We start from the raw sequence: 20,484 nt of genomic DNA on the forward strand, positions 1-20,484 counted from the left end.
TCCAGGCCCTGCATGTGGGTCTTGTGCTGGGCGGCCGCGCCTTCAGCTGCTGGGCCGCTCCAGCCGTCCACCGGGAGAAGCTTGCCGTAGTCGTCGCCCTCGCTGACCAGAACCTGCACCTTCGCCCGCACGGCCGAGCAAACCTCGTCCAGCACGTTCGGGTTCCAGGAGCGCACATCGGCCAGCGACACCATCAGCGCGGCCCCCGCATCGTCNAGCGCACATCGGCCAGCGACACCATCAGCGCGGCCCCCGCATCGTCGGAGCGGCCGGGAACACCCCCGCGGCGGCCTGGTCGCCGCGCGCGTACCGGTCGGCCGCGGCTCCCAGATTCTCGCCGAACCGCTGGGCTTGGGAGCACCACTGACTGAACGTCGCCGACAACGACTGCCCGCACGCACCCGCCGCCGCTGCGGCCTTCCCGCCCCGCATCGCACCGGAGATCCGCCCGACCAGACTCGCGCAATCCGCGCCCCGCAACCCGCTGGTCTTCTCACCCGCAGACCGGCCCGCTGCTCTCAACGCGGCGGGCACACTCGTGAACCCCATCGGCCTCCCCTTCCGTAACCGACCAATCACGTTACGGGCACCCGGGCTCGGAGATCAACGGCGCTACTCCCTCAAATGGGGTGCTCACCAGCGAAAACGCGAAGGCCTACCTAGCTCGGCTGAGTAGAACCACTCAGCGTTGGCGAGGGGACAGGCGGAGGCGACCGCATTATCTTCGATAAGCGAGAAAGAGCCTTTATCGATGGCACCTGTGTGGCATGCGGTCTGTCCGGACCAGTTGCCAGGTTTGCTCCGATGCAGGTCAGAACCGTGGGGGTGGGGCCGGAGAGACTCGAACTCTCACTGGCACGGACCTAAACCGTGTGCCTCTGCCAATTGGGCTACGGCCCCCAGGAACCAGGTGTGATCGTAGCGCGCGCCACGTTCGGGTTCGCTCGGCGTGGCCAGTCGTCGTCTCGCGGGGGTTGTCCTCTACCGTGGACCGCCTACAGTCCGACTGCGGCGAGGAGGGCACGTGGCTCGCGACCCCGAGACCATCGAGCGTGAGATCGAGCAGGCGAGGACCGCTTTGGCGGCGACCCTCGACCAGCTGGGCACGAAGGCCAATCCGCAGAAACTCGCCGAGCAGGCGAAGGACGGCGTGCGCGCGAAGCTCGACAACCCGAAGGTCAAGTACCCGCTGATCGGGGCTGGCGTGCTGGTGGCCGTGCTGCTGGTGCGGAAGCTGTTCCGCTGACGGGTTCGCGTCGCTGACGGGCACGCCTCCGGTTACGCCGGGTGCTGCTTCGGTCGCGCGCGGACGGGTCGCCGAATACTGGCTGTTTCCGCCCTGGATGGCGGATGGACAGCGGTGATCGCTACGCCCGGTGAACTTCGTGAGAAGTGCCACTAAACTAGGGGTCACCTGTTTGGTGGTCCCTCACCTGGGTCGGTTGGGGGCATCACGTTCGCCGAATCGGGCTACCCCGCTGGGGTGACTCGGTGGTTTTTCGCCGCTGTGCTGGGCGTGGCCAACTGTTTGCGGGTGTGAACGGGTGATCCCGCTCGGCGGGCAGGTACCGGCCGCTCAAGGGGTCTCTGAGGCGAGGGCGAAGCAGGGGTGCGTGCAGGCAAAACCGGGCCGCGCAAACGTGGCTTGAACGCGTTGGCAAACCCGGCCGCGACGCGGGAGCTGAACGCGCAGGCGAACCAGCCTGCGAGAGAGCTGAACGAGCAGGCGGATCAGCCGGTGAAAGAGCTGCGCGAGTGGGCGAACCGGCCCGCGAGAACCTAGCTGTACGCGCAGGCAAGCCGGTCCCGTGGAACGCCCAGGTGAGCCGACCTGCGGAAACCCGAGCTGAACAACCAGGCAAACCGGCCGCGGAAACCCGAGCGGAGCGTAGGCAAACCAGCCCGCGAGAACGCGAGCTCAACGAAGAACTACTGCGAGATCAGGCGCGTGCGACCGGAGGCGTGGCCGACGCGCCCGCTGTCACACCGGGGCGGCTCGCTTCGTCCGGCTTGCGGTCTTCGACCTCTTTCGGGAGTTGCTTGCTCGGCGGCAGCGCTGGCTTGGCGGCCTTGTCCTTCTCCGCGGACGCAGACGCGGACGCAGACGCGGACGCCGCCGCAGGAGCAGCGGGAGCCTCGGGCTCGGAAGCCGCAGTCGCGTCCTTGGCCGCCTTGGCACCGCCCGACGGCGGGATTTCCAGCGGTTCGATGTCCGGCAGCGTCAGGCGGGCGGCCATGTACGCGCTGGTGAACTCCAGTGCGTTGCCGTTCAGCAGGTGCACGACCGTGGGTCGCTCGTTCGGGGCGAGCTTCTCCACGAGCTGGTCGGCCCGGTCGCGGGCGGCGATGATGCCCGGCGCCTTGCCGGTCAGCTCCTTGCCGCGGCCGCTGACGGTGATCGTCCAGTCGTCGTTGTCGTGCTTGTACGTCGCCGTGATCGTTTCCACCACTGCCTCACCCCTCTCGTCATCAGCATGCGTCACAGGTCGAGACCCGGCCACCGCAAACTCATGACGCGATTCCTGCTTGCCGGCCGCTGGCGCGACACTCAGTGTGTCTTTCTACCGTGTCATCGATACCGTAAGAAAACTCTGTGTCACAAGTAACGGGACGAGATGTGCGCTGAGTGACGACCGAATGGCCTAATGCACGGTCATCTTCACGTGCACGCTAGATCGCACGCTGTGACAACCCGGCCCACAGCAAATCCATGGCGTACTCGGTGGCCTTCTCGGGAGTCACCTCCGGGAAGCGCTCGCACCAGATGGCGAGCCGCTCGCAGGCTCCGACGACGAACTCGGCCGAGGCTTCGGCGCGCAGGGTGTCCTCGCTGTCGAAATAGCCGCTCATCAACGCGGTGATCAGGTCGGTCTGCTGCCGGCGGGTTTCTTCGATCTCGTCCGCGGCGGGGGTGCCGATGAGGGCCATCTCGTGCCGCAGCAGCGACCAGGCCTGGCGGCGTTCGCGGATGAAGACGAAGAACGCCAGCAAGCCGCGCCGCAGTGCCTCCTGTGCCGAGTCCGCGCCGACGATCGACTGCTCGGTGGCCTCTTGCAACGCCGACCGCGACTGCCGGATGCACGCCAGCAGCAGGCCCTCTTTCGAGTTGAAGTACTCGTACAGCATCGGCTTGGACACGCCGACCAGCTCGGCGATCTCGTCCATCGACGCCATCGCGTAGCCGCGCTCGCCGAAGACCTGCTCGGCGACCTCGATCATCTGCCGTTCCCGCTCGGCTCGGGGCATGCGCTTGCGCTTGGCGGTGGTCATGGAGCACACTCTACCGCCAGTAACCTACTCCGAGTAAGCTGGACTTCGGGTAACAGTTAACGGGAGGACGCATGGGCAACCGCACCGAGACCGGCGTGATCGTGGTCGGCACCGGGTTCTCCGGGCTCGGCATGGCGATTCAGCTGCGCAAGGACGGCCGCGACGACTTCGTGGTGCTCGAGAAGGCCCAGGACGTCGGCGGAACCTGGCGCGACAACAGCTACCCCGGTTGCGCGTGCGACATCCCGTCGCACATGTACTCCTTCTCCTTCGAGCAGAACCCCGGCTGGTCGCGCGCCTACTCGCCGCAGCCGGAGATCTACGAGTACATGCGCGGCGTCGCGGACAAGTACGACCTGCGCCGCTTCATCCGCTTCGGGCAGGAGATGACCGGCGCGCGCTGGGATGCCGAGGAGAACCGCTGGCACGTCAGCACCCGCGGCGGCGACGAGTTCGTGGCTCCGGCGCTGGTCGCGGGCGTCGGTGCGCTGCACCGGCCGATGATCCCGGACCTGCCGGGCATCGAGCGGTTCCAGGGGCGCGCGTTCCACTCCGCCGAGTGGGAGCACGACTTCGACTTCGCAGGCAAACGCGTCGCCGTCGTCGGCACCGGGGCCAGCGCGGTCCAGTTCGTGCCGAAGATCGCGCCGGAGGTCGCCGAGCTGACGCTGTTCCAGCGCACGCCGCCGTGGGTGATGCCGAAGGCCGACCGCGACATGCCGGGCTGGCTGCGCGGGCTGTTCCGCGCGGTGCCGCCGGTGCAGCGGCTGTACCGGAATTTCCTTTACTGGACCCTGGAAGCGCGCGCGATCGGCTTCAACGGCCAGCCGTGGATCATGAAGGTCGGGCAGCGGCTCGCGAAGAGCAACATCGACCGCGCGGTGTCGGATCCGGAGCTGCGCGCCAAGCTGACCCCGGACTACACCATGGGCTGCAAGCGCGTGCTCATCTCGAACGACTACTACCCGGCGCTGGCCCGCGACAACGTCGACGTGGTCACCGACGGCGTCGCCGAGGTGCGCGAGCACAGCATCGTCGACCAGGCGGGCGTCGAGCACGAGGTGGACGCGATCGTCTACGGCACCGGATTCCACGTGACCGACGCGTTCGACAGCCTGGAGATCGTCGGCCGCGACGGGCGCAATCTCGCGAAGGAGTGGGCGAGCGAAGGGATGCGGACGCATCTCGGGATCACCGTCAACGGCTTCCCGAACCTGTTCTTCCTCCTCGGGCCGAACACCGGGCTCGGCCACAACTCGGTCGTCTTCATGATCGAGGCGCAGATTTCCTATATCGCACAGGCGTTGCGGCTCGCCGGCGACCGGGCGCTGGACCCGCGCGAGGACGTGCAGGAGCGGTTCAACGCGCAGGTGCAGAACAAGCTCGAAAAGGGCATCTGGACCCAGGGCGGCTGCAAGAGCTGGTATCTCGACGCGAAGGGCGTGAACCGGACGCTGTGGCCGGGCTTCACCTGGCGGTACTGGCTCGACACCCGGACCGTCCGGCGGGACGACTACGAACTGCTCGGCTGAGGGTGGCACGAAGGGGACGTTCGCGGCGGGGGATGGAGCCGCGAAGGTCCCCCTCGTGGTCTCTGCGGTAGTCCACAGTGGACTACGGGTACGAGGGGAAGCTTTCGCGGCAGGGGAGGAGTCGCGAAAGCTCCCCTCGTGGTTTCAGGGCAGCGTTCAGCGCGGAGCGGCGCTCCACAGTGGACGCTGGCCGTGCGCGGGCAGCGTTGTCGTCGAGCGGAGAAGGAAAAGGAAGAGTACGAGGGGGACGTTCGCGGCAGGGGAGGAGTCGCGAAGGTCCCCCTCGTGGCCTGTGGTCAGGCGGGAGCGAGCTTGCGCAGGTGCGAAACCAGCTCGGCCGTCGGAAGACCGCACAGTTCGGCCATCCGCTCCAGCGCGGCGAAGTCGAACGACACCTCGTCGGCCGAGGCGCTCGCCGGCGCGGGCGGGCCGGACGCCGCGGGAGCGGAAGGGCTTGGCGCGGCAGGAGATCCGGGTCCGGGAACGGAAGCGCCGGCGGCGGCTCCCGCGCGGGCGGGCATCGCGACTCCGCTCTGCCGCAACCGTCCTTCGGCCCAGCGCCGCAACGGAGCCAGCTCCGGACCCGCCTCCGCGACGACCCGGCGCAGGTCCACGCGGACCCGGCCCGGTTCCTCGGTGAAGACCCGGCTGTGCACCTTCGCCAGCAAATCCTGCGGAAGCTCGTCCATCGCCACGCACAGTTCGACCAGGCGCACCACGGAACACTGCCGGGTGCCCAGTTCATACGTCGCCAGTGTCTGCAGCGAGATTTCGCTCTGCAGATGCGCGTTCAGCTCTTTGCGCGTCCATCCCCGGCCACGCCTGAGCTTGCGCAGCTCGTCTCCCAGCACTCGCTGGTAGTGCTCAGCGTCGATCACGGCCCCTGCCCCTCAACCAACTTCGCGGACGCGGGCTTGCGTCCCGATGGTGAAAGTGCCGAAGCGGCCGCTCATTACGCGGGTTTCGGGAGAAATTTCTACTTGCCCCGAATGGAGCAACGCGTCAGTTGACGCAGGGCACGCCGTCGGCGGTGATCGGCTGGTCGTCGCTCCCCGGACCGGTGGGCGTCGACGGCGGTGCGGCCTGCTGCTGCGCCGGAGGCGCTTGCGCCGCACCGGTTCCGCTCGAAGCGCCGTCGGCGGGCTGGTAGTCCGAACCGAGGTACACCTTCACGTGGCCCTTGGGCACGCTCTTGTCTTCCTGCACCGTCGCCTTGGTGCCGAGCGCGTCCGCGACCGCCTGCCCGGCCGCCTCGCCGCCGCTGGGGACCCAGATCACAGTCGTCTTGCGCGAGGACGCGTTGTCCGTGTCGCCCGCGGTGAAGCCCTTGTCCACCAGCTGCTTGGACACGCTCGCTGCGAGACCAGTGCGGTCCGACGCGTTGCGCACGTCGACTGTCGTGTCCTTGTGCGACTGGTCCGGCTTCTGCTGTTGCTGCGCCGGCGCGCCGTCGGCTCCGGCCTGCGGACCGGTGAGGCCCTGCACGAACGCCTTCACCTTCTCCGGGTCGACCTTCACCGCGACACCGTCGTTCGGGGTGCGGTACTCGACGTTGTCGACCGGGATGGTGCGGAACTCCAGCTGCCCGCCGGTGAGGCCCTTCATCTGCTGGGCGAAGTTGAAGATGTCCCAGTTCTGGTTCAGCACCACGGACTTCTTGATGGCGTCGACCAGAGCGTTGAGCTTGCCCGGATCGGTCAGCGTTCCCGCGGAGAGGATCTTGCGCGCCATGCCGGCCATGAACACCTGCTGGCGCACCACGCGGTCGAGGTCGCCGCGCGGCAGCCCGTGCCGCTGCCGGACGAACTCCAGCGCCTCCACCCCGGAGATGGTGTGCTGGCCCTTGGTGAACTTCGCGCCGGAGAAGTCGTCGTCGACGTTGTCCTTCAGGCAGACGTCCACGCCGCCGATCGCCTTCGTGATGTCGCTGAAGCCGAGCAGGTTGATCGCCGCGTAGTTGTCGATCGTGGACCCGGTCAGCTCCTGGATCGTCGAGATCAGCAGCCGCGCACCGGCCTGATTGGCCTTGACGTCGAGTTCCTTCGGATCGGTGACGCCCTGGGCCTGCAGGTCCTTGCGCGCCTGCAGCATCGCCCTCGCGTACGCCGAGTTGATCTTGTGCTTGCCGTAGCCGGGGATGTCGACGTACGAGTCGCGCGGCAGCGAGAGCGCGACGGCCTTGCTGCCGTCGTTCGGGATGTGGACCAGGATCAGCGTGTCGGTGTTCAGCTCGCCGTCCGATTCGCCCGCGCGCAGCTGGGCGAGCAGTTCCGGGGAGAGCGGGTTGCCTTGCGCGTCGGTGCGGCTGTCGAGGCCGACCAGGAGGATGTCGCGGGCGCCGTCGGCGGGCTTGTCGCCGCCCGCGCCGTCGCCGATCACGTCGGAGTAGTTCAGCCCGTTGACCAGCCCCTGCAGCGACGCCCACGCGTATCCGGTGAGCCCCATGACCAGCAGCGACACCACGGTCAGAGCGATTTTCGCCCCGCGCAGCCCGCCGCGGCGGGCGCCCCGGTACGGACGGCGCGGGGGCGGTCCGGGACGCCGGGGCGGTCCGCCGGCCTGCGGTTCGCGTCGCGAGCGGGGCGGTGGCCCGGGCCGCCGCGCCGGTCCCCGGCCGGGCTGGTCCTGCCACGAGCGGGCGGGGCGGCGATCGCCTTGCCCGTTCCGAGGCGGGTAGTCCACGGGGCCGGCTCCTTCTCGTCGTTCTGGTCGTCCGCTTCTGGAGACGCATGGTGCCGGGCGGGGGTTGCGACGGATTCGCACCTCCCCCGTGCGGTGTGGTGCGCACCACCTATGGTCCGGTATCCGAAGCAGTTTCGCCCGGTCGGCGGTACGCGTGTCGCGCGTCAGGGTGTCGCGGGAGCCGCCCGTCTCGTCGGCACCATGCACGAACCCGCTCCGACCAGCGCCAACGCCGCGGTGAGAAGGTGCAGGACGACGACCGCCGAGCCGTGCGTTTCGCCCCCGGCGGCGGCCACGAGCGACGGCACACAGGTCAGCGCGGCGGCGAACCAGGTCGCGGCCGAGGTCGCCGCTCCGCCGGTCCGGACGGCGTGCAGCAGCAGGACGCCCAGGAGTAGGTGCACGAGGCTCTGGACCGGGTCCAGGCGCAAGCCGAGCACGTCGGCGTCCGCGGCTTCAGCGCCGAAGCGGGCCAGTGCGAGACCGAACACGCCGAGCGTCGCGTAGCCGATGCCCAGTGCGGCGGCGGCGCGGGTGAGCAGCACCTGACGACGGCCGGTCGGGGTGTACGGAAGTGGTGCGGCGGGCGCCTCGGTGCCGGGTTTGCCCGGATGGCGTTCGAACCACCAGAAGACCAGGGCCGCGGGCACGAGCAGCAGCGCCACGGCGGCGAGCATGCGCGGCTGCAGGAGCCAGGTCAGGCCGTTCGCGATCGGTCCGGGCAGGTAGACGACGGCGACGAGCAGCAGCATCGCGGCGAGGAACGCCAGGTACAGGCTCATCGGCGCGCGCAGCATCAGTCCGGCGGTGCGGGTGACGCGGTCGCGGGCGGCCCAGCGACGCAGCGGTGTCGCGAGGAGCCCGACGAGGCCGAGCTGCGACACACCCAGCAGCAGGACGGTCCACGGCCGCGCGGACAACGCAGCAGGCGCGCCCGGGTTGCCGAGCAGTACCGGCGAAGCGTCGAAGGCGAACACTGCGACCGCGAGGGCCGCGACGCCGCTTACAGCCGCGACGGCGAGCACTGGGCGGCGAAGCCGGACGCCATCCGCGTACGCGAACGCCACCTGCTGCGCGAGGAGCGCTAGGGCGAGCGTGGCGGCGTAGCGCGGCCAGGACACGTCTATCCAGCTCGCGGCGAGTTCTCCGGCTACGACGACAGCGGTCAGCGCCGCGACCGACCACAGCCGCGTACGGCGGTAGAGCGCGAGCAGCATCGGCGCGCCGACGACGGTCAGCAGGTAGACGCCCAGCAGCCACAGCGGATGCAGCGCGATCCGCATGACGGTGGCGTTGGTCCCGGCCGGGATGCCGAGCAGTTCCAGCGCCAGCGGCACGATCAGGGCGACCACGGCGAAGATCAACGCCGGGCGCAGCAGCGGGCTGGACCGTTCGGCGAGGTAATGCCGGTAGCCGCGGTCGCGTTCGGCCCGCCAGCCCGCCGCGTTGGCGAGGCCGCCCGCGAAGAAGAGCAACGGCGTGAGCTGCGCGAGCCAGGTCAGCGGCCACCAGGTGGCCTGCGGCGCGCCGGCCCAGTCGGCCAGCGCGGTCGCCGACTCGCCGACCAGCAGCGCCGCCGCCCCGGCGATGCCGAGCACCGCCCACGGCCGGGGGACGCCGCGAGGCAGGCGCGGCCGTGGGGTCGTGCGGCGGGCGGTGTGCCAGCCGCGCAGGCGCATCACGAGCAGGCATCCGATCACCAGGACGCCGGCGACCATCGGGCCGATCGGGTCGCCGACCGGCGGGCCCCAGCGCTGATGCCACGAGTTGACCACCAGCCCGCCGGTGAACACCGACGCGACCAGCTGGCAGGTGCGCTCGGAGTTCATCGGGTTCAGCTCGCAGGTGCGGTGCATGTCCTGCTCGAGCCGGTCGTCGAGCGCGGCGCGGGCGGACTGGCCGAGCGGATGGCCCTTGTCGTTGGCGTAGCGGAGCAGGTCGTAGCCGAGGTCGTGCGCCTTGCAGGGGACGGAGAAGTCCCACTTCGTGTTGTCGTCGCCCCACGGGGCCGAGCAGCCGCCGTCGAGGTGCGCCGCGCGGACGGTGCCGTCGCGGGCGGGCAGCGGGCCGGGCTTCACGCCGGTGACCGCGGTGAAGTCCTTGGGCAGGAGCGCGAGCGCGGTGGCCTGCCCGTCCGGGTGGGCGAGCGCCTCGACCGCGTTCTGCGCCGCGAGCACGCCGCCGGTCGGCGGCCCCTGGTCGGGCGGGGACGCGGGCCGCGAGGCGATCAGGCCGAACCCGAACACCACGAGCAGGACGAGCAGCAGCCAGCCGGACGTCGACCAAGGTCGGCGAACGCGAACGGCGGCCGGGGCACGGTCGTCGGTGGCTGGCATGCGCACCAGGGTGCCAGCCCGACGCGCGCTACGGGAGGCGGCTGTCCCCCTCACCCGGGTGGGGGGTAACCCCCGGGGTGGGGTGAGGGGGCTTGTCTTGCTGGAGGGGGGCGGGTTCGTCGGCGGTGCGCGATGGGGGCCGTCGCGGTGGAGGGGCAGCTTCGTCGGCCGGTGGGCCCTGGGGCGGGGCGAGGAGCCGTCCGGCTGGAGGGGACCAGCCTCGTCGGCCGGTGGGCCCTGGGGCGGGGAGGAGTCGTCCCGTTGGAGGGGGCAGCCTTGTCGGCAGTGAGCCCCGGGGTGGAGCGGCGGCCGGTCCCGATGGAAGGGCCAACCTCGGCCGAGAGCCCCGGTGTGGGTGAGGGCGTTGATTGCGCTGAGCGCTTCGGGAGCTACGTGGGGTGCTCGATTCCTGTCTTCGCCGCCGCTCTCGGTGCAGGTGCGGTGCGCGACTGGCCCTGCTCGACGCGCCCCAATGCCACATTGGGTGCGTCAGATGCACCCAATGTGGCGTTGGGTGCGTCCAGCGCACCCAATGTGGCATTGGGGGTTCTCCGCGGCGGGTGCGGGGCCGGTGGGTGCGGTCCGCGCCGGGGGCGTACGTGAGGGCCACCTTCAGGGAATCTGATTCCGTGAGGGTTCCCCTCACGTACCTCCGCTGGAGCAGGGAGCCCGCAGCCCGGGCGGGAGCATCGCCGCGGCGCGGCTCGGGAGGGTTCGATCCACGATGGACGGAACGCGGCCCGATCGAGCCAGGGTCGAGTCCGAGGGAGCGGCGGAGGATTTTCGGGCCTCAGCCGTCCGGGTTCGGCAATCCGGGCCGTTCCGATCCGGCCGAAAAACCGGCCGCCCCGGTTAGCGGTCCGGCCGACAATTAACCCCTCGGCTCAATCCGGCGGAGGAACGGGGCGCGGCCCGTCGCGGACAGTTGCTGAATCGGTTTCGCGATTAATCGCAAAGCGTGCCGGTGATCGGAATTGTGGATCACTCGGACGGCAGATCCGCATCCGCGAAGCGCACCTGGTTCCGGCCGCCTTCCTTCGCGGTGTAGACGGCCGCGTCGGCGGCTTGCAGCAACTGTTCCAGTGTCGTTCCGTTCACCCCGAGCAATGCGACGCCGATCGACCCGGTGCGGCCGGTGATCAATGCCGAACCGCCGCGTTTGTCGGTCGTCACGATGCGCTGATCGGCGATTGCGGTACGGATCCGTTCCGCGGTCACCTTCGCCGCCGTGGTGTCCGCGTCGGGCAGCAGGATCAGGAACTCCTCGCCGCCGAAGCGGCCGATGATGTCCTTGGGGCGGGTTATCTCGTCGAGAGTTTGCGCGACCGTGCGGAGCACGTCGTCGCCCGCCGGGTGGCCGTACGTGTCGTTGATCCACTTGAAGTGATCGAGGTCGATCATCAGCAGCGCCAGGGTTTCCCCGCCGCGCGCGGCCCTTGCCAGCGCGCGTTCCGCGGACTCCGACCACCCGCGCACGTTGAAGATCCCGGTTTTCGGATCGGTGCGCGCTTCGGACTGCAGTTGGTTGATTTCCGCCAGCCGGTTGCCCAGCACCGTGATGAGCACGAGGATCACGATCGCGGGCGGGATGTTCACGAGCAGGATCGTCGCGATGGTGCCGAGGCTGATCGTCGACAGCTCCAGCAGGTTGTCGTCCTTGGTGCCCAAGACGTTGCGCAGCGTGGGCGCGGACGTGCCGCCGAGCGCGAGCAGCCCGCCGATCACGATCGCCTGCAAAGCCGCGTAGCTGAAGCCGACGAGCATCAGGATCCCGAAGACCTGCAACGAGTTCGCGGGCGAAAGCCGGGCCAGTTCGGCGGACGCGAAGGTCTGGTACAGATGGTGTGCCAGCAATGCCGACACCGCATGCGTGAACGAGGTGAACACGAACTTGTGCGGCGGCCGCCGGGAGTTGAACCACCGCTGGATCCGCAGCAGCGCGATCAGCAGCAGGGTCAGCGGGATCGGCAGCAGCAGCGCGGCCGGGAACACCCAGATGCCGGTCAGGTCGATGTGGACGGCGGTGACCCGGTTGCGCCGCCGTTCCTCCTGCCGCCGGGTGAGCTGGATGTGCACCGTCGCGCAGCCGGCGAGGATCGCGAACCGGCCCCAGTCCACGAGATCCGGGCTCGGCGACGCGATCACGCCGAAGGTCAGCAGCGCCACCGCGATCGCGTCCCAGGCGAGCAGGAACGCCACCATCCGGCGCGGTTTCGTCCAGAGATCCCATGAGGAAACGGGGTTCGCGGCGATCAGCGCGCGCAGCCGTCCCGCGAAGCCCGTCGCGGCGGGCGGTTCCTCCCCGGGGCCGCGGCGGTCACCGCGCGCCGGTTCGGTTCCGGGCATCGGGCCGTGCCTCCTCCGGTGTCGGATGCGGTTCCCGGAAGCTTCCCGGTTCTGCGTCGTTATCAGTTGCCGGTATCATCTCACTCACCGACTTCGAACGCTGTATTCGACCGTAGTCTCCGAACCCGGAGACGCCTTCCGCGACAACTGCTGCATCCATGAAGTAAATTGCGGAGGAGCGTCCCCGCCGTCCCCCCGAGTGAGGTGTTTTCCCGTGCGCGACCGCGAAGCGTGAATCGAGCTGTTGTCATTTTCCGATGAATTGTCAGCGAGCGGAGGTGGACAGCTGTGCGTGACCGTGAAGCGTGAGTTCCGTGACCGATCCACGACGGATTCGTGACAATGCGAACGGAGGTGTGTTCCGTGCGTGACCGTGAAGCGTGAACCGACTTCCCGTCCGGCGTATCCGGACCCATTCGGCCGGTGCCTCGACCCCGGCCAGAGTTCCATCCCGCAACCCACGATCAGGCCCCGGCCGCGACCGCGTGCCGCACCCGGGTCCACGAGAACGCGGTGGGGATCGCCAGAGCCACGCCGGCCAGCCCGGCCAGCGCGATGGCGGTGACCGCAGACCCGGTCGCCTGGGCGACTACCCCGCCGAGAGCCACCCCGACGCCCTGCGCCACGCGCAGCCCCGTGCGGTAGAGCCCGCCGGCGCCGCCGCGCAGTTCGTTCGGCACCCAGGTGGAGAACGTCGCGGTCACGGTGATGATGTAGGCGCCCATCGCACCGGCGAGCGCGAGCAGCACCAGCGCGACCACCAGGTTCGGCTGCAGCAGGAACAGCGCGAGCAAGGCAAGCGACGTCGTCGCCAGCACGCCGAGCAGGCGCTGCCGGACCTCGGCGGACGCGAATTTCGACAGCAGATAGGCCCCGGCGACGAAGCCGAGCGGGTCGGCGGCGAGCAGCCAGCCGACCGCCGCGGACGGCGCGTTCAGCTGCTGGGCCAGCGGCGCGGCCAGTCCTTCGGGCACCACGGCCAGCCCCACGAGCCACGACAACGCGATCAGCACGCGCAGTTTGCGCTGCCCGAACACCCAGCGGGTCGCGGAGAACCAGGTGCTGTGGTCGCCTCCGGCGGCGGGCCGGTCGTGCACCCACACCCGCACGATCACCGCGGCGATCGCGAAACTCACCGCGTCGATCGCCAGCGCCCACGACGTGCCCACTGCCGTCACCAGCACGCCGCCGCCGGCTAGGCCGAGCAATTGCACCGTGTTGGTGGTGATCCCGCGCAGGTCCTGGCTGCGCAGGTACAGATGGTCGTCGGTGAAGACTTCCCGGGTGATCGCGTTCTGCGCCGCGTTCGCCGGTGACGCGGCCAGTTGCACCGCGACGAGCAGCAAACACAGCGCGACCAGCGGCATCCCGGGCAGGCTCATCAGCCCGACCAGCACCGCCTGCGCCGCGGCGCTCACGCTCAGCACGGCGCGCCGCGGATAGCGGTCGGCGAGGAAGGACAGCCCGAGCCCGCCGGCGAGCGCGGGCAGGAAGGTCAGCGCGTAGACGACGGCAGCCCAGAGCGCGGAACCGGTGCGGTGGTAGACGAGGATGGACAACGCCACCTTCGCCAGCTGGTCGCCCGCGCTCGAGATGGCCTCCGCCGCCCAGAGCACGCGGTATTCGACATTCCGCAGCGGCGCCGTAAGCCGAGAGGTCGCTTCGGTCGTCACGAGATGACCACTGCCCCCTCCCCGATCGAGTGAATGCGGGTGTACCGCATTGTGCCTTCGCCTGGTTCGCTCCTGGCCAGGAGTGTCGCCGCTCCGGCCAGGGCATGCACCCTCAGTATGCCGCCGATCACACCAGGGTGAACAGTCGGGAAGAATCCGGTGGCCGGAACGCGGAGCCGTTCGGACTGACCTGCCGCGGGGTATCCGTGGCACTGATCAGCTTTCCTCGTTCGGCGCAGCGCGACCACCGTTCGTCGCCATCGTCCGGTGCGATTGGGCCGAACGGTCCAACACTGGGAGAGACCCGGCGGAGCGGCCGTCCTCGCGCCGGGCGCACCAGCGGGGAGTGAGCGTGGACAGACTGTTGAAGGACAAGGCCGTGGTCGTGACCGGGGCCGGACGCGGGCTCGGGGAGGCGTTCGCCGTGCACGTCGCCAGGGCGGGCGGCGCGGTGGTGGTCAACGACGTGGACGCCGACCTGGCCGAGCGCACCGCCGAGACCATCCGCGGCCACGGCGGGCGCGCGGTCGCGAACGGGCACAGCGTGGCCGACCCGGCGCAGGCGCAGGCGATCGTCGACCAGTGCGTCGCCGAGTTCGGCCGGATCGACGGCCTGGTCAACAACGCGGGGCTCAATTACGAGGCGCTGCCCTGGGAGGACGACGCGGAGCAGGCCCGCCAGCTGGTCGAGGTGAACGTGCTCGGCGTGATGTACACCGGGCTGGCCGCGATCCGGGCGATGGTCGGCGCGGGCGGCGGCGGGTCGATCGTGAACATCTCGTCCGGCGCGTCGCTCGGGCAGCGCAAGCTCGGGGTGTACTCGGCGAGCAAGGGCGCGGTCGCGTCGCTGACCTATTCGTGGGCGCTCGACCTCGACGATTCCGGGATCCGGGTGAACGCGGTGTGCCCGGTGGCGCACACCCGGATGGTGTGGAAATCCGAACGCGCGCTGCGGGCCTGCCCGCCGGAGCGCACGCCGGCGAAAATCGCGCCGCTCGTGCTGTTCCTGCTCGGCGACGGGTCGCACGGCATCACCGGGCAGATGATCCGGTGCAACGGGCCGCAGCTGCACGTGATGGGGCAGCCGTACCTGAAGCAGCCGATCCTGGAGCGGCCCGACTGGGATACCGAGACCGTGCAGCAGGCGTTCGACGAGGTGTTCTCCGCCCACCTGGAGAACTACGGACTGGAGAAGCGCGTGCCGCCGCGGCTGCGCAAGTGGACGGAGAACTCGATCCGGGCGTCGTGATCAGCGGGCTTTCGCGGCGGCTTCGCGGCAGCCGGGCAGGTCGATCGCGCGCAGCGTCGCGCCGACCGAGGCGAGGGCGGCGGAGTTCATCGACAGGCTGGTCACCCCGAGCCCGGCCAGCACCGGGGCCAGGCCCGGGTCGGCGGCGGCCTCCCCGCACACGCCGACCGGTTTCCCGGCGGCGGCCCCGGCCTCGGCGACCATGCCGACGAGGCGCAGCAACGCGGTCTGGCTGGGGTCGTTGAGCGCGGCGACCGCGCCGAGCTGCCGGTCGGCGGCGAAGACGTACTGCGCCAGATCGTTGGTGCCCAGCGAAACGAAGTCGACCTCGGCGAGGATTTCCTTGGCGCACAAGGCCGCTGCCGGGATCTCGATCATCACACCGACCCGGGCGATCCCCGCGGCCCGCGCGCGGTCGGCGAACCAGCGCGCCTCGGCGGCGGTCGCGATCATCGGTGCCATCACGGAAAGCTCGGCCCCGGTGTCGGCGGCGGCGCCCGCGATCGCGGTCAACTGCCGGTCCAGCAACTCCGGCCGGTCGAACGCGACGCGCACGCCGCGCACGCCCAGCGCCGGGTTCGGTTCGTCGCCCATGTCCAAGAACGCCAACGGTTTGTCGGAACCGGCGTCGAGCGTCCGGACGATCACCGGCTTCCCGGCGAACGGCGCCAGCACCGCGGCATAGGCCTCGCGCTGCGCTTCCGCGGAGGGCTCGTCCGTCGCCGCGAGGTAGCAGAATTCCGTGCGGAACAAGCCGATTCCCTCCGCGCCCGCCTCGGCCGCGGCGCGGGCGTCCGCCGCCGAGCCGACGTTCGCGAGCAGCTTCACCGGATGTCCGTCGGCGAGTGCGCCGACGCCGTCCCATTCCGCGCGCGGCTTCCGGCTCGCGGCGCGCACGGTGGCGTCGGACGGCGAAACCGTTCCGGCGGAGCCGTCCACCGCGAGGCCTGGACTGTCCGCGGCGAGCACTCCGGAGCACGCGACCACGGCCGGAATTCCCAATGCCCGCGCGAGAATCGCGGTGTGACTGGTCGGCCCGCCCTCTTCGGTGACCAGCGCGAGGACCAGTTCCGGGTCGAGACCGGCGGTGTCGGCCGGGGCGAGATCGCGGGCCACGAGCACACTCGGCGCCGTCAGCTCGGGCACGCCCGGCGGCGTCACCCCGAGCAGGTCCGCGACGATCCGGTCCCGTACGTCGGCGACGTCGCGGGCGCGCTCGGCCAGATATCCGCCCGCGGCTTCGAGTGCCGTCATGAACTTCGCGGCCGCCTCCCAGACCGCGCGCGGAGCGGGCAGCGACTGCTCCCGGACGAGCTGTTCGGCGGACGCGAGCAGCGCCGGATCCGCCGCCATCGCCGCGGTCGTCTCCACGACTGACCGGGCAGCACCGGACACGGAACGGGCACGATCGGACAACCGGGCAGCGACCCGGGCGGCGGCGGGCGCGATCCGGTCCGCCTCCCGCGCCAGGTCGGCGGGCACCGGCCGGTGCTCGGGTTTTCCCAGGTCAGTGGCTACGACGACGCGTGGGCCCTGTGCTTGGCCGGGGCTGACTCCGACTCCGGACAACGACATGGCGAGACCTCCGGGAGCAAAGGATCTTGTAACTGGGGATTGACAGTACGGTAACAACGGGCACAATCAAATGACAACGGGCAAACAGCGGAGAGGAACGGGCATGTACGCCGCCGAACGGCATCAGCTCCTCGCACAGCGGGCACGCCGAGACGGACGGGTCGACGTGGGCGACCTCGCCGCCGAACTGGGCGTCGCGCCCGAGACCATCCGCCGCGACCTCGGCGTCCTCGAACGCCAGGGCGTCGTCCGCCGGGTCTACGGCGGCGCGGTCGCGGTGGACCGGCTCGACTTCGAGCCCGAGGTCGCCCAGCGCGACCAGACCAACGCCGCGGAGAAGGACGCGATCGCCCGCGCCGCGCTCGACCAGGTCCCCGACCGCGGTTCGGTGCTGCTCGACGCGGGCACCACGACCAGCCGCCTGGCGACGCTGCTCCCGGCCGACCGCGACCTGACGGTCATCACGAACTCCCTTTCGATCGCGTCGATCCTGGCCACTCGCCCGGGAATCACGCTGCACATCCTCGGCGGCCGGATCCGCGGGACGACGCTCGCGACGGTCGGTTCCGCGTCGCTGCACGCGCTCGACGGACTGCTCGCCGACGTCGCTTTCCTCGGCGCGAACGGGTTTTCCGCCGAACACGGCTGCACGACGCCGGACGTCGAGGAGGCCGCGGTGAAATCCGCCCTCGTCGCCGCTGCCCGCCGTCGCGTCCTGCTCGCCGACCACAGCAAGTACGGCGCGGACCAGCTCAGCCGATTCGCCCGCTTGTCGGAGATCGACGTGCTGGTGACCGACGGCGGGATCGACGCGGGCGCGGTCGCGGAGCTGGAAGAGGCCGGTCCTGAGGTGGTGCTCGCATGAGTGCCGCTGTCACGCCCGACCGGAGTCTGGACCGCGACCGCGGGCTGCCGGGAATTGTCCTGCTGGCCGCCGAGGCGGTGGTCGCATGATCGTCACCGTCACGCCCAACCCGAGTCTGGACCGCACCGCTCAGCTCGGCGAGCTTCGGCGCGGCGAGGTGCTGCGTGCCTCCCGGGTCCGGCTTGATCCCGGAGGCAAGGGCGTCAACGTTTCCCGCGCGCTCGCCGCCGCCGGGTCGCCGACCGTCGCGTTGCTTCCGGCCGGCGGTCCGGTCGGCGAGCGGCTGGCCGACCTGCTCGCGCCGGAGGGCGTGCCCGTCGTCGCGGTGCCGATCTCCGGTACCACCCGCAGCAACATCACCCTGGTCGAAGCGGACGGCACGACCACCAAGATCAACGAGCCCGGCCCGGAGCTTTCCCCGGCGGAGCTGGCCGTTCTGCGGCAGCGCACCGTCGAACTCGCCGCGCGCGCCGAATGGGTCGTGTGCTGCGGGAGCGTGCCGGCCGGGGTGCCCGACGATTTCTACGCCCAGCTCGGCGAACTCGCCCGCGACGCCGGGGCGAAGGTCGCCGTCGACTCCTCCGGGGCGCCGCTGGCCGCCGCGCTCGCCGCCCGCCCCGACCTGATCAAGCCGAACCTCGACGAGCTGGCCGAGCTGGCCGGGCGGTCGCTGCCCCAGCTCGGCGACGTGGTGCAGGTGTGCCGCGGTCTGGTCGCCGAGGGCGTCGGCGCGGTGCTGGTCAGCCTCGGCGCGCGCGGCGCCGTGCTGGTCGACGGCGCCGAGACCTGGCACGCGCTCGGCCCGCTGGTCGCCGTGCGCAGCACCGTCGGCGCCGGAGACGCCGCACTCGCCGGATTCCTCCACGCGGGAGGAACCGGCCCCCAAGCCCTGCGCGCCGCGGTCGCCTACGGCACCGCCGCGGTCGCGCAGGAGGGCAGCCGCATGCCCGCCCCGCAGGACGTGCACCCCGACCAGGTGCGCCTGCTCGCCGCCGATCCCACCCTCACCCTCAGCGGAGCCGCAGCATGACCACCTCAGACCTGATCACCGCCGACCTGGTCGACCTCGAGCTCGCCGCCGCGGACAAGAACGCCGCGGTCCGCGCGCTCGCCGGACGGCTCGTGTCCGCCGGGCGGGTGACCGACCTCGAGCTGTTCCTCAAGGACGTCGCCGCTCGCGAGGAGCAGATGGCCACCGGGCTGGAGGGCGGCATCGGCATCCCGCACTGCCGCTCGGCCGCCGTCACCGCGCCGACGCTCGCCTTCGGCCGCAGCACTGACGGCATCGATTTCGGTGCCCCGGACGGCCCGGCGAAGCTGATCTTCCTCATCGCCGCGCCTGACGGCGCGGATTCCGCGCACCTGAAGGTGCTCGCCGCGCTGGCCCGCCGGCTCGTCCGCGCGGAGTTCAAGCAGACCCTGCTGGACGCCGCCGATCCCGCGGCGGTCGCGGCCTACATCGGCGAGGAGGTGTCCTGACATGAAGTTCGTCGCCATCACCGCGTGCCCCACCGGCATCGCGCACACGTACATGGCCGCCGAATCGCTGGAGCAGACCGCGAAGGCGAACGGCGACACGATCGTGGTCGAGACGCAGGGCTCCGCCGGTTCCGAACCGTTGTCCGCGGCGGACATCGCGGACGCCGACGCCGTCATCTTCGCCGCCGACCTCGCCGTGGCCGGCCGGGAACGGTTCGCGGGCAAGCCGATCGTCGAGGCCCCGGTGAAGGCCGCGATCAACGACGCGGCCGGGCTGTTCGAACGGGCGAAGGCCGCTGCTGCGGAGCCGCCCGCCGACCAGCCCGCCGATCAGCCCGCCGCCGCGGAACCGGAACTGACCACCAAGGTCGGCGAGCACGACCGGCTCGGCTCCCGGATCCGGCAGTGGCTGATGACCGGCGTCAGCTACCTCATCCCGTTCGTCGCCGCGGGCGGGCTGCTGATCGCGGTGAGCTTCGCGCTCGGCGGGTACCAGATCGCCAACGCGCCCAAGGTCACCGAGCATTTCGACGCCGGTTCGCTCGCCGGCTGGGCCGCGCTGATGTACCAGATCGGCAGCGTGGCGTTCCAGTTCCTGGTGCCGGTGCTCGCCGGGTTCATCGCGTTCGCGATGGCCGACCGGCCCGCGATCGCACCTGGTTTCGTCGGCGGGGCGGTCTCGGTCGCCATCGGAGCGGGATTCCTCGGCGGCCTGGTGGCCGGTCTGTTCGCCGGCGGCGTGGTGCTGGGGCTCAAGAAGATCCGGGTGCCGAAGGCGATGCGCGGGATCATGCCGGTGGTCGTCTATCCGCTGCTCGGGACCGTCGTGGTCGGCGTGCTGATGTACGTCGTGGTCGGCAAGCCGATCGCGATCGCCACCACCGGTCTCACCCACTGGCTGAACAGCCTGAGCGGCACCAGCGCGGTGCTGCTGGGCGCGCTGCTCGGGCTGATGATGGCGTTCGACATGGGCGGTCCGGTCAACAAGGCCGCGTACGCGTTCGCCGTCGGCGGCCTGACCACCGGCAGTGCCGGTTCGCTGCAGATCATGGCCGCGGTGATGGCGGCCGGGATGGTGCCGCCGCTCGCCCTCGCGCTCGCCTCGACCGTGCGGAAGAAGCTGTTCACCGCCGCGGAGCGCGAGAACGGCCGGGCCGCGTGGCTGCTCGGCGCCTCGTTCATCACCGAGGGTGCGATCCCGTTCGCCGCGGCGGATCCGTTCCGGGTGATCCCGTCGATCATGGCCGGTTCGGCTGTCACCGGAGCGCTGTCGATGGCTTTCGGCGCGACGCTGCGCGCGCCGCACGGCGGGATCTTCGTGGTGCCGCTGATCGGCAACCCGCTGCTGTTCCTGGTCGCGCTCGTGGCCGGGACGCTGGTCGCCGCCACGTCGGTGGTCCTGCTCAAGCAGTTACGGTTCCGTTCCGCCGAGCCGGCCGCCGCTGTTTCCGCTCATCCGGTCAATGCCTGAGGAGGC

Annotated in this window: 16 protein-coding genes, 1 tRNA gene and 1 pseudogene; 7 read left to right on the forward strand and 11 right to left on the reverse strand. The window is 70.6% G+C overall.

The genetic code is table 11. From position 1 onward, the window contains the following. The 3 genes and pseudogenes from EIZ44_RS41810 to EIZ44_RS41820 all read right to left on the reverse strand — a co-directional run. A pseudogene (locus tag EIZ44_RS41810) lies at positions 1 to 194 on the reverse strand (hypothetical protein); the annotation flags it as partial. Positions 195 to 240: 46 nt separating this feature from the next. After that, a complete protein-coding gene (locus EIZ44_RS41815) occupies positions 241 to 549 on the reverse strand; it encodes a hypothetical protein (RefSeq protein ID WP_134734336.1) in 309 nt (102 codons plus the stop codon). 277 nt (positions 550 to 826) lie between these two features. Next, positions 827 to 900 (reverse strand) — tRNA-Leu (locus EIZ44_RS41820). 124 nt (positions 901 to 1,024) lie between these two features. Here EIZ44_RS41820 and EIZ44_RS41825 point away from each other — a divergent pair. Further along, positions 1,025 to 1,246: a DUF3618 domain-containing protein gene (locus EIZ44_RS41825; RefSeq protein ID WP_037358573.1), complete on the forward strand. Its 222-nt coding sequence runs from the start codon at positions 1,025 to 1,027 to the stop codon at positions 1,244 to 1,246. 694 nt (positions 1,247 to 1,940) lie between these two features. On the opposite strand, the gene EIZ44_RS41830 is transcribed toward EIZ44_RS41825, so the two are convergent. Beyond that, positions 1,941 to 2,450 carry a hypothetical protein gene (locus tag EIZ44_RS41830; protein WP_134734337.1) on the reverse strand — a complete coding sequence of 170 codons (510 nt, stop codon included), beginning with the start codon at positions 2,448 to 2,450 and terminating at the stop codon, positions 1,941 to 1,943. 220 nt (positions 2,451 to 2,670) lie between these two features. Beyond that, positions 2,671 to 3,270, reverse strand: coding sequence for a TetR/AcrR family transcriptional regulator (locus tag EIZ44_RS41835; RefSeq protein WP_037815230.1), 600 nt, complete (start codon positions 3,268 to 3,270; stop codon positions 2,671 to 2,673). Between the two features lie 71 nt (positions 3,271 to 3,341). Between EIZ44_RS41835 and EIZ44_RS41840 the strand changes: the two genes are divergently transcribed. Further along, a complete protein-coding gene (locus EIZ44_RS41840) occupies positions 3,342 to 4,802 on the forward strand; it encodes a flavin-containing monooxygenase (RefSeq protein ID WP_134734338.1) in 1,461 nt (486 codons plus the stop codon). Positions 4,803 to 5,098: 296 nt separating this feature from the next. On the opposite strand, the gene EIZ44_RS41845 is transcribed toward EIZ44_RS41840, so the two are convergent. From EIZ44_RS41845 to EIZ44_RS41870, 5 genes are all read right to left on the reverse strand, one after another. Continuing rightward, positions 5,099 to 5,680, reverse strand: coding sequence for a helix-turn-helix domain-containing protein (locus tag EIZ44_RS41845; RefSeq protein WP_134734339.1), 582 nt, complete (start codon positions 5,678 to 5,680; stop codon positions 5,099 to 5,101). 124 nt (positions 5,681 to 5,804) lie between these two features. Beyond that, positions 5,805 to 7,484 carry an LCP family protein gene (locus EIZ44_RS41850; RefSeq protein WP_037815225.1) on the reverse strand — a complete coding sequence of 560 codons (1,680 nt, stop codon included), beginning with the start codon at positions 7,482 to 7,484 and terminating at the stop codon, positions 5,805 to 5,807. A 164-nt stretch (positions 7,485 to 7,648) separates the two neighbouring features. Continuing rightward, positions 7,649 to 9,820 carry a phospholipase A2 gene (locus EIZ44_RS41855; RefSeq protein ID WP_134734340.1) on the reverse strand — a complete coding sequence of 724 codons (2,172 nt, stop codon included), beginning with the start codon at positions 9,818 to 9,820 and terminating at the stop codon, positions 7,649 to 7,651. A gap of 981 nt (positions 9,821 to 10,801) precedes the next feature. Next, entirely contained in the window at positions 10,802 to 12,166 is a 1,365-nt protein-coding gene (locus tag EIZ44_RS41865; protein WP_078870546.1) for a GGDEF domain-containing protein, read from the reverse strand. 464 nt (positions 12,167 to 12,630) lie between these two features. Then, positions 12,631 to 13,839 (reverse strand): MFS transporter, encoded by a 1,209-nt coding sequence (locus EIZ44_RS41870; RefSeq protein ID WP_134734342.1) that lies wholly within the window; start codon positions 13,837 to 13,839, stop codon positions 12,631 to 12,633. 352 nt (positions 13,840 to 14,191) lie between these two features. Between EIZ44_RS41870 and EIZ44_RS41875 the strand changes: the two genes are divergently transcribed. Beyond that, positions 14,192 to 15,088, forward strand: a complete 897-nt coding sequence (locus EIZ44_RS41875) for an SDR family NAD(P)-dependent oxidoreductase (RefSeq protein ID WP_134734343.1) — start codon at positions 14,192 to 14,194, stop codon at positions 15,086 to 15,088. On the opposite strand, the gene ptsP is transcribed toward EIZ44_RS41875, so the two are convergent. Further along, positions 15,089 to 16,663 (reverse strand): phosphoenolpyruvate--protein phosphotransferase, encoded by a 1,575-nt coding sequence (gene ptsP, locus EIZ44_RS41880; protein WP_134734344.1) that lies wholly within the window; start codon positions 16,661 to 16,663, stop codon positions 15,089 to 15,091. It lies immediately after the preceding gene. A 103-nt stretch (positions 16,664 to 16,766) separates the two neighbouring features. Between ptsP and EIZ44_RS41885 the strand changes: the two genes are divergently transcribed. The 4 genes from EIZ44_RS41885 to EIZ44_RS41900 all read left to right on the forward strand — a co-directional run bounded on the left by EIZ44_RS41885 (position 16,767) and on the right by EIZ44_RS41900 (position 20,478). After that, complete coding sequence (locus EIZ44_RS41885; RefSeq protein ID WP_037815217.1) at positions 16,767 to 17,528, forward strand: DeoR/GlpR family DNA-binding transcription regulator; 762 nt, start codon at positions 16,767 to 16,769, stop codon at positions 17,526 to 17,528. 85 nt (positions 17,529 to 17,613) lie between these two features. Then, positions 17,614 to 18,558: a 1-phosphofructokinase gene (pfkB, locus tag EIZ44_RS41890; RefSeq protein ID WP_134734345.1), complete on the forward strand. Its 945-nt coding sequence runs from the start codon at positions 17,614 to 17,616 to the stop codon at positions 18,556 to 18,558. Beyond that, the gene (locus EIZ44_RS41895) at positions 18,555 to 19,007 is read left to right on the forward strand and encodes a PTS sugar transporter subunit IIA (RefSeq protein WP_037815214.1); all 453 of its coding nucleotides are present in this window, start codon (positions 18,555 to 18,557) and stop codon (positions 19,005 to 19,007) included. The genes pfkB and EIZ44_RS41895 overlap by 4 nt, the downstream gene beginning before the upstream one ends. A 1-nt stretch (position 19,008) precedes the next feature. Further along, complete coding sequence (locus tag EIZ44_RS41900; protein WP_037815213.1) at positions 19,009 to 20,478, forward strand: PTS fructose transporter subunit IIC; 1,470 nt, start codon at positions 19,009 to 19,011, stop codon at positions 20,476 to 20,478. The last annotated feature ends 6 nt before the right edge of the window (positions 20,479 to 20,484 follow it).

This window comes from Amycolatopsis nivea, assembly GCF_004522235.1.
GTDB lineage: Bacteria > Actinomycetota > Actinomycetes > Mycobacteriales > Pseudonocardiaceae > Amycolatopsis > Amycolatopsis nivea.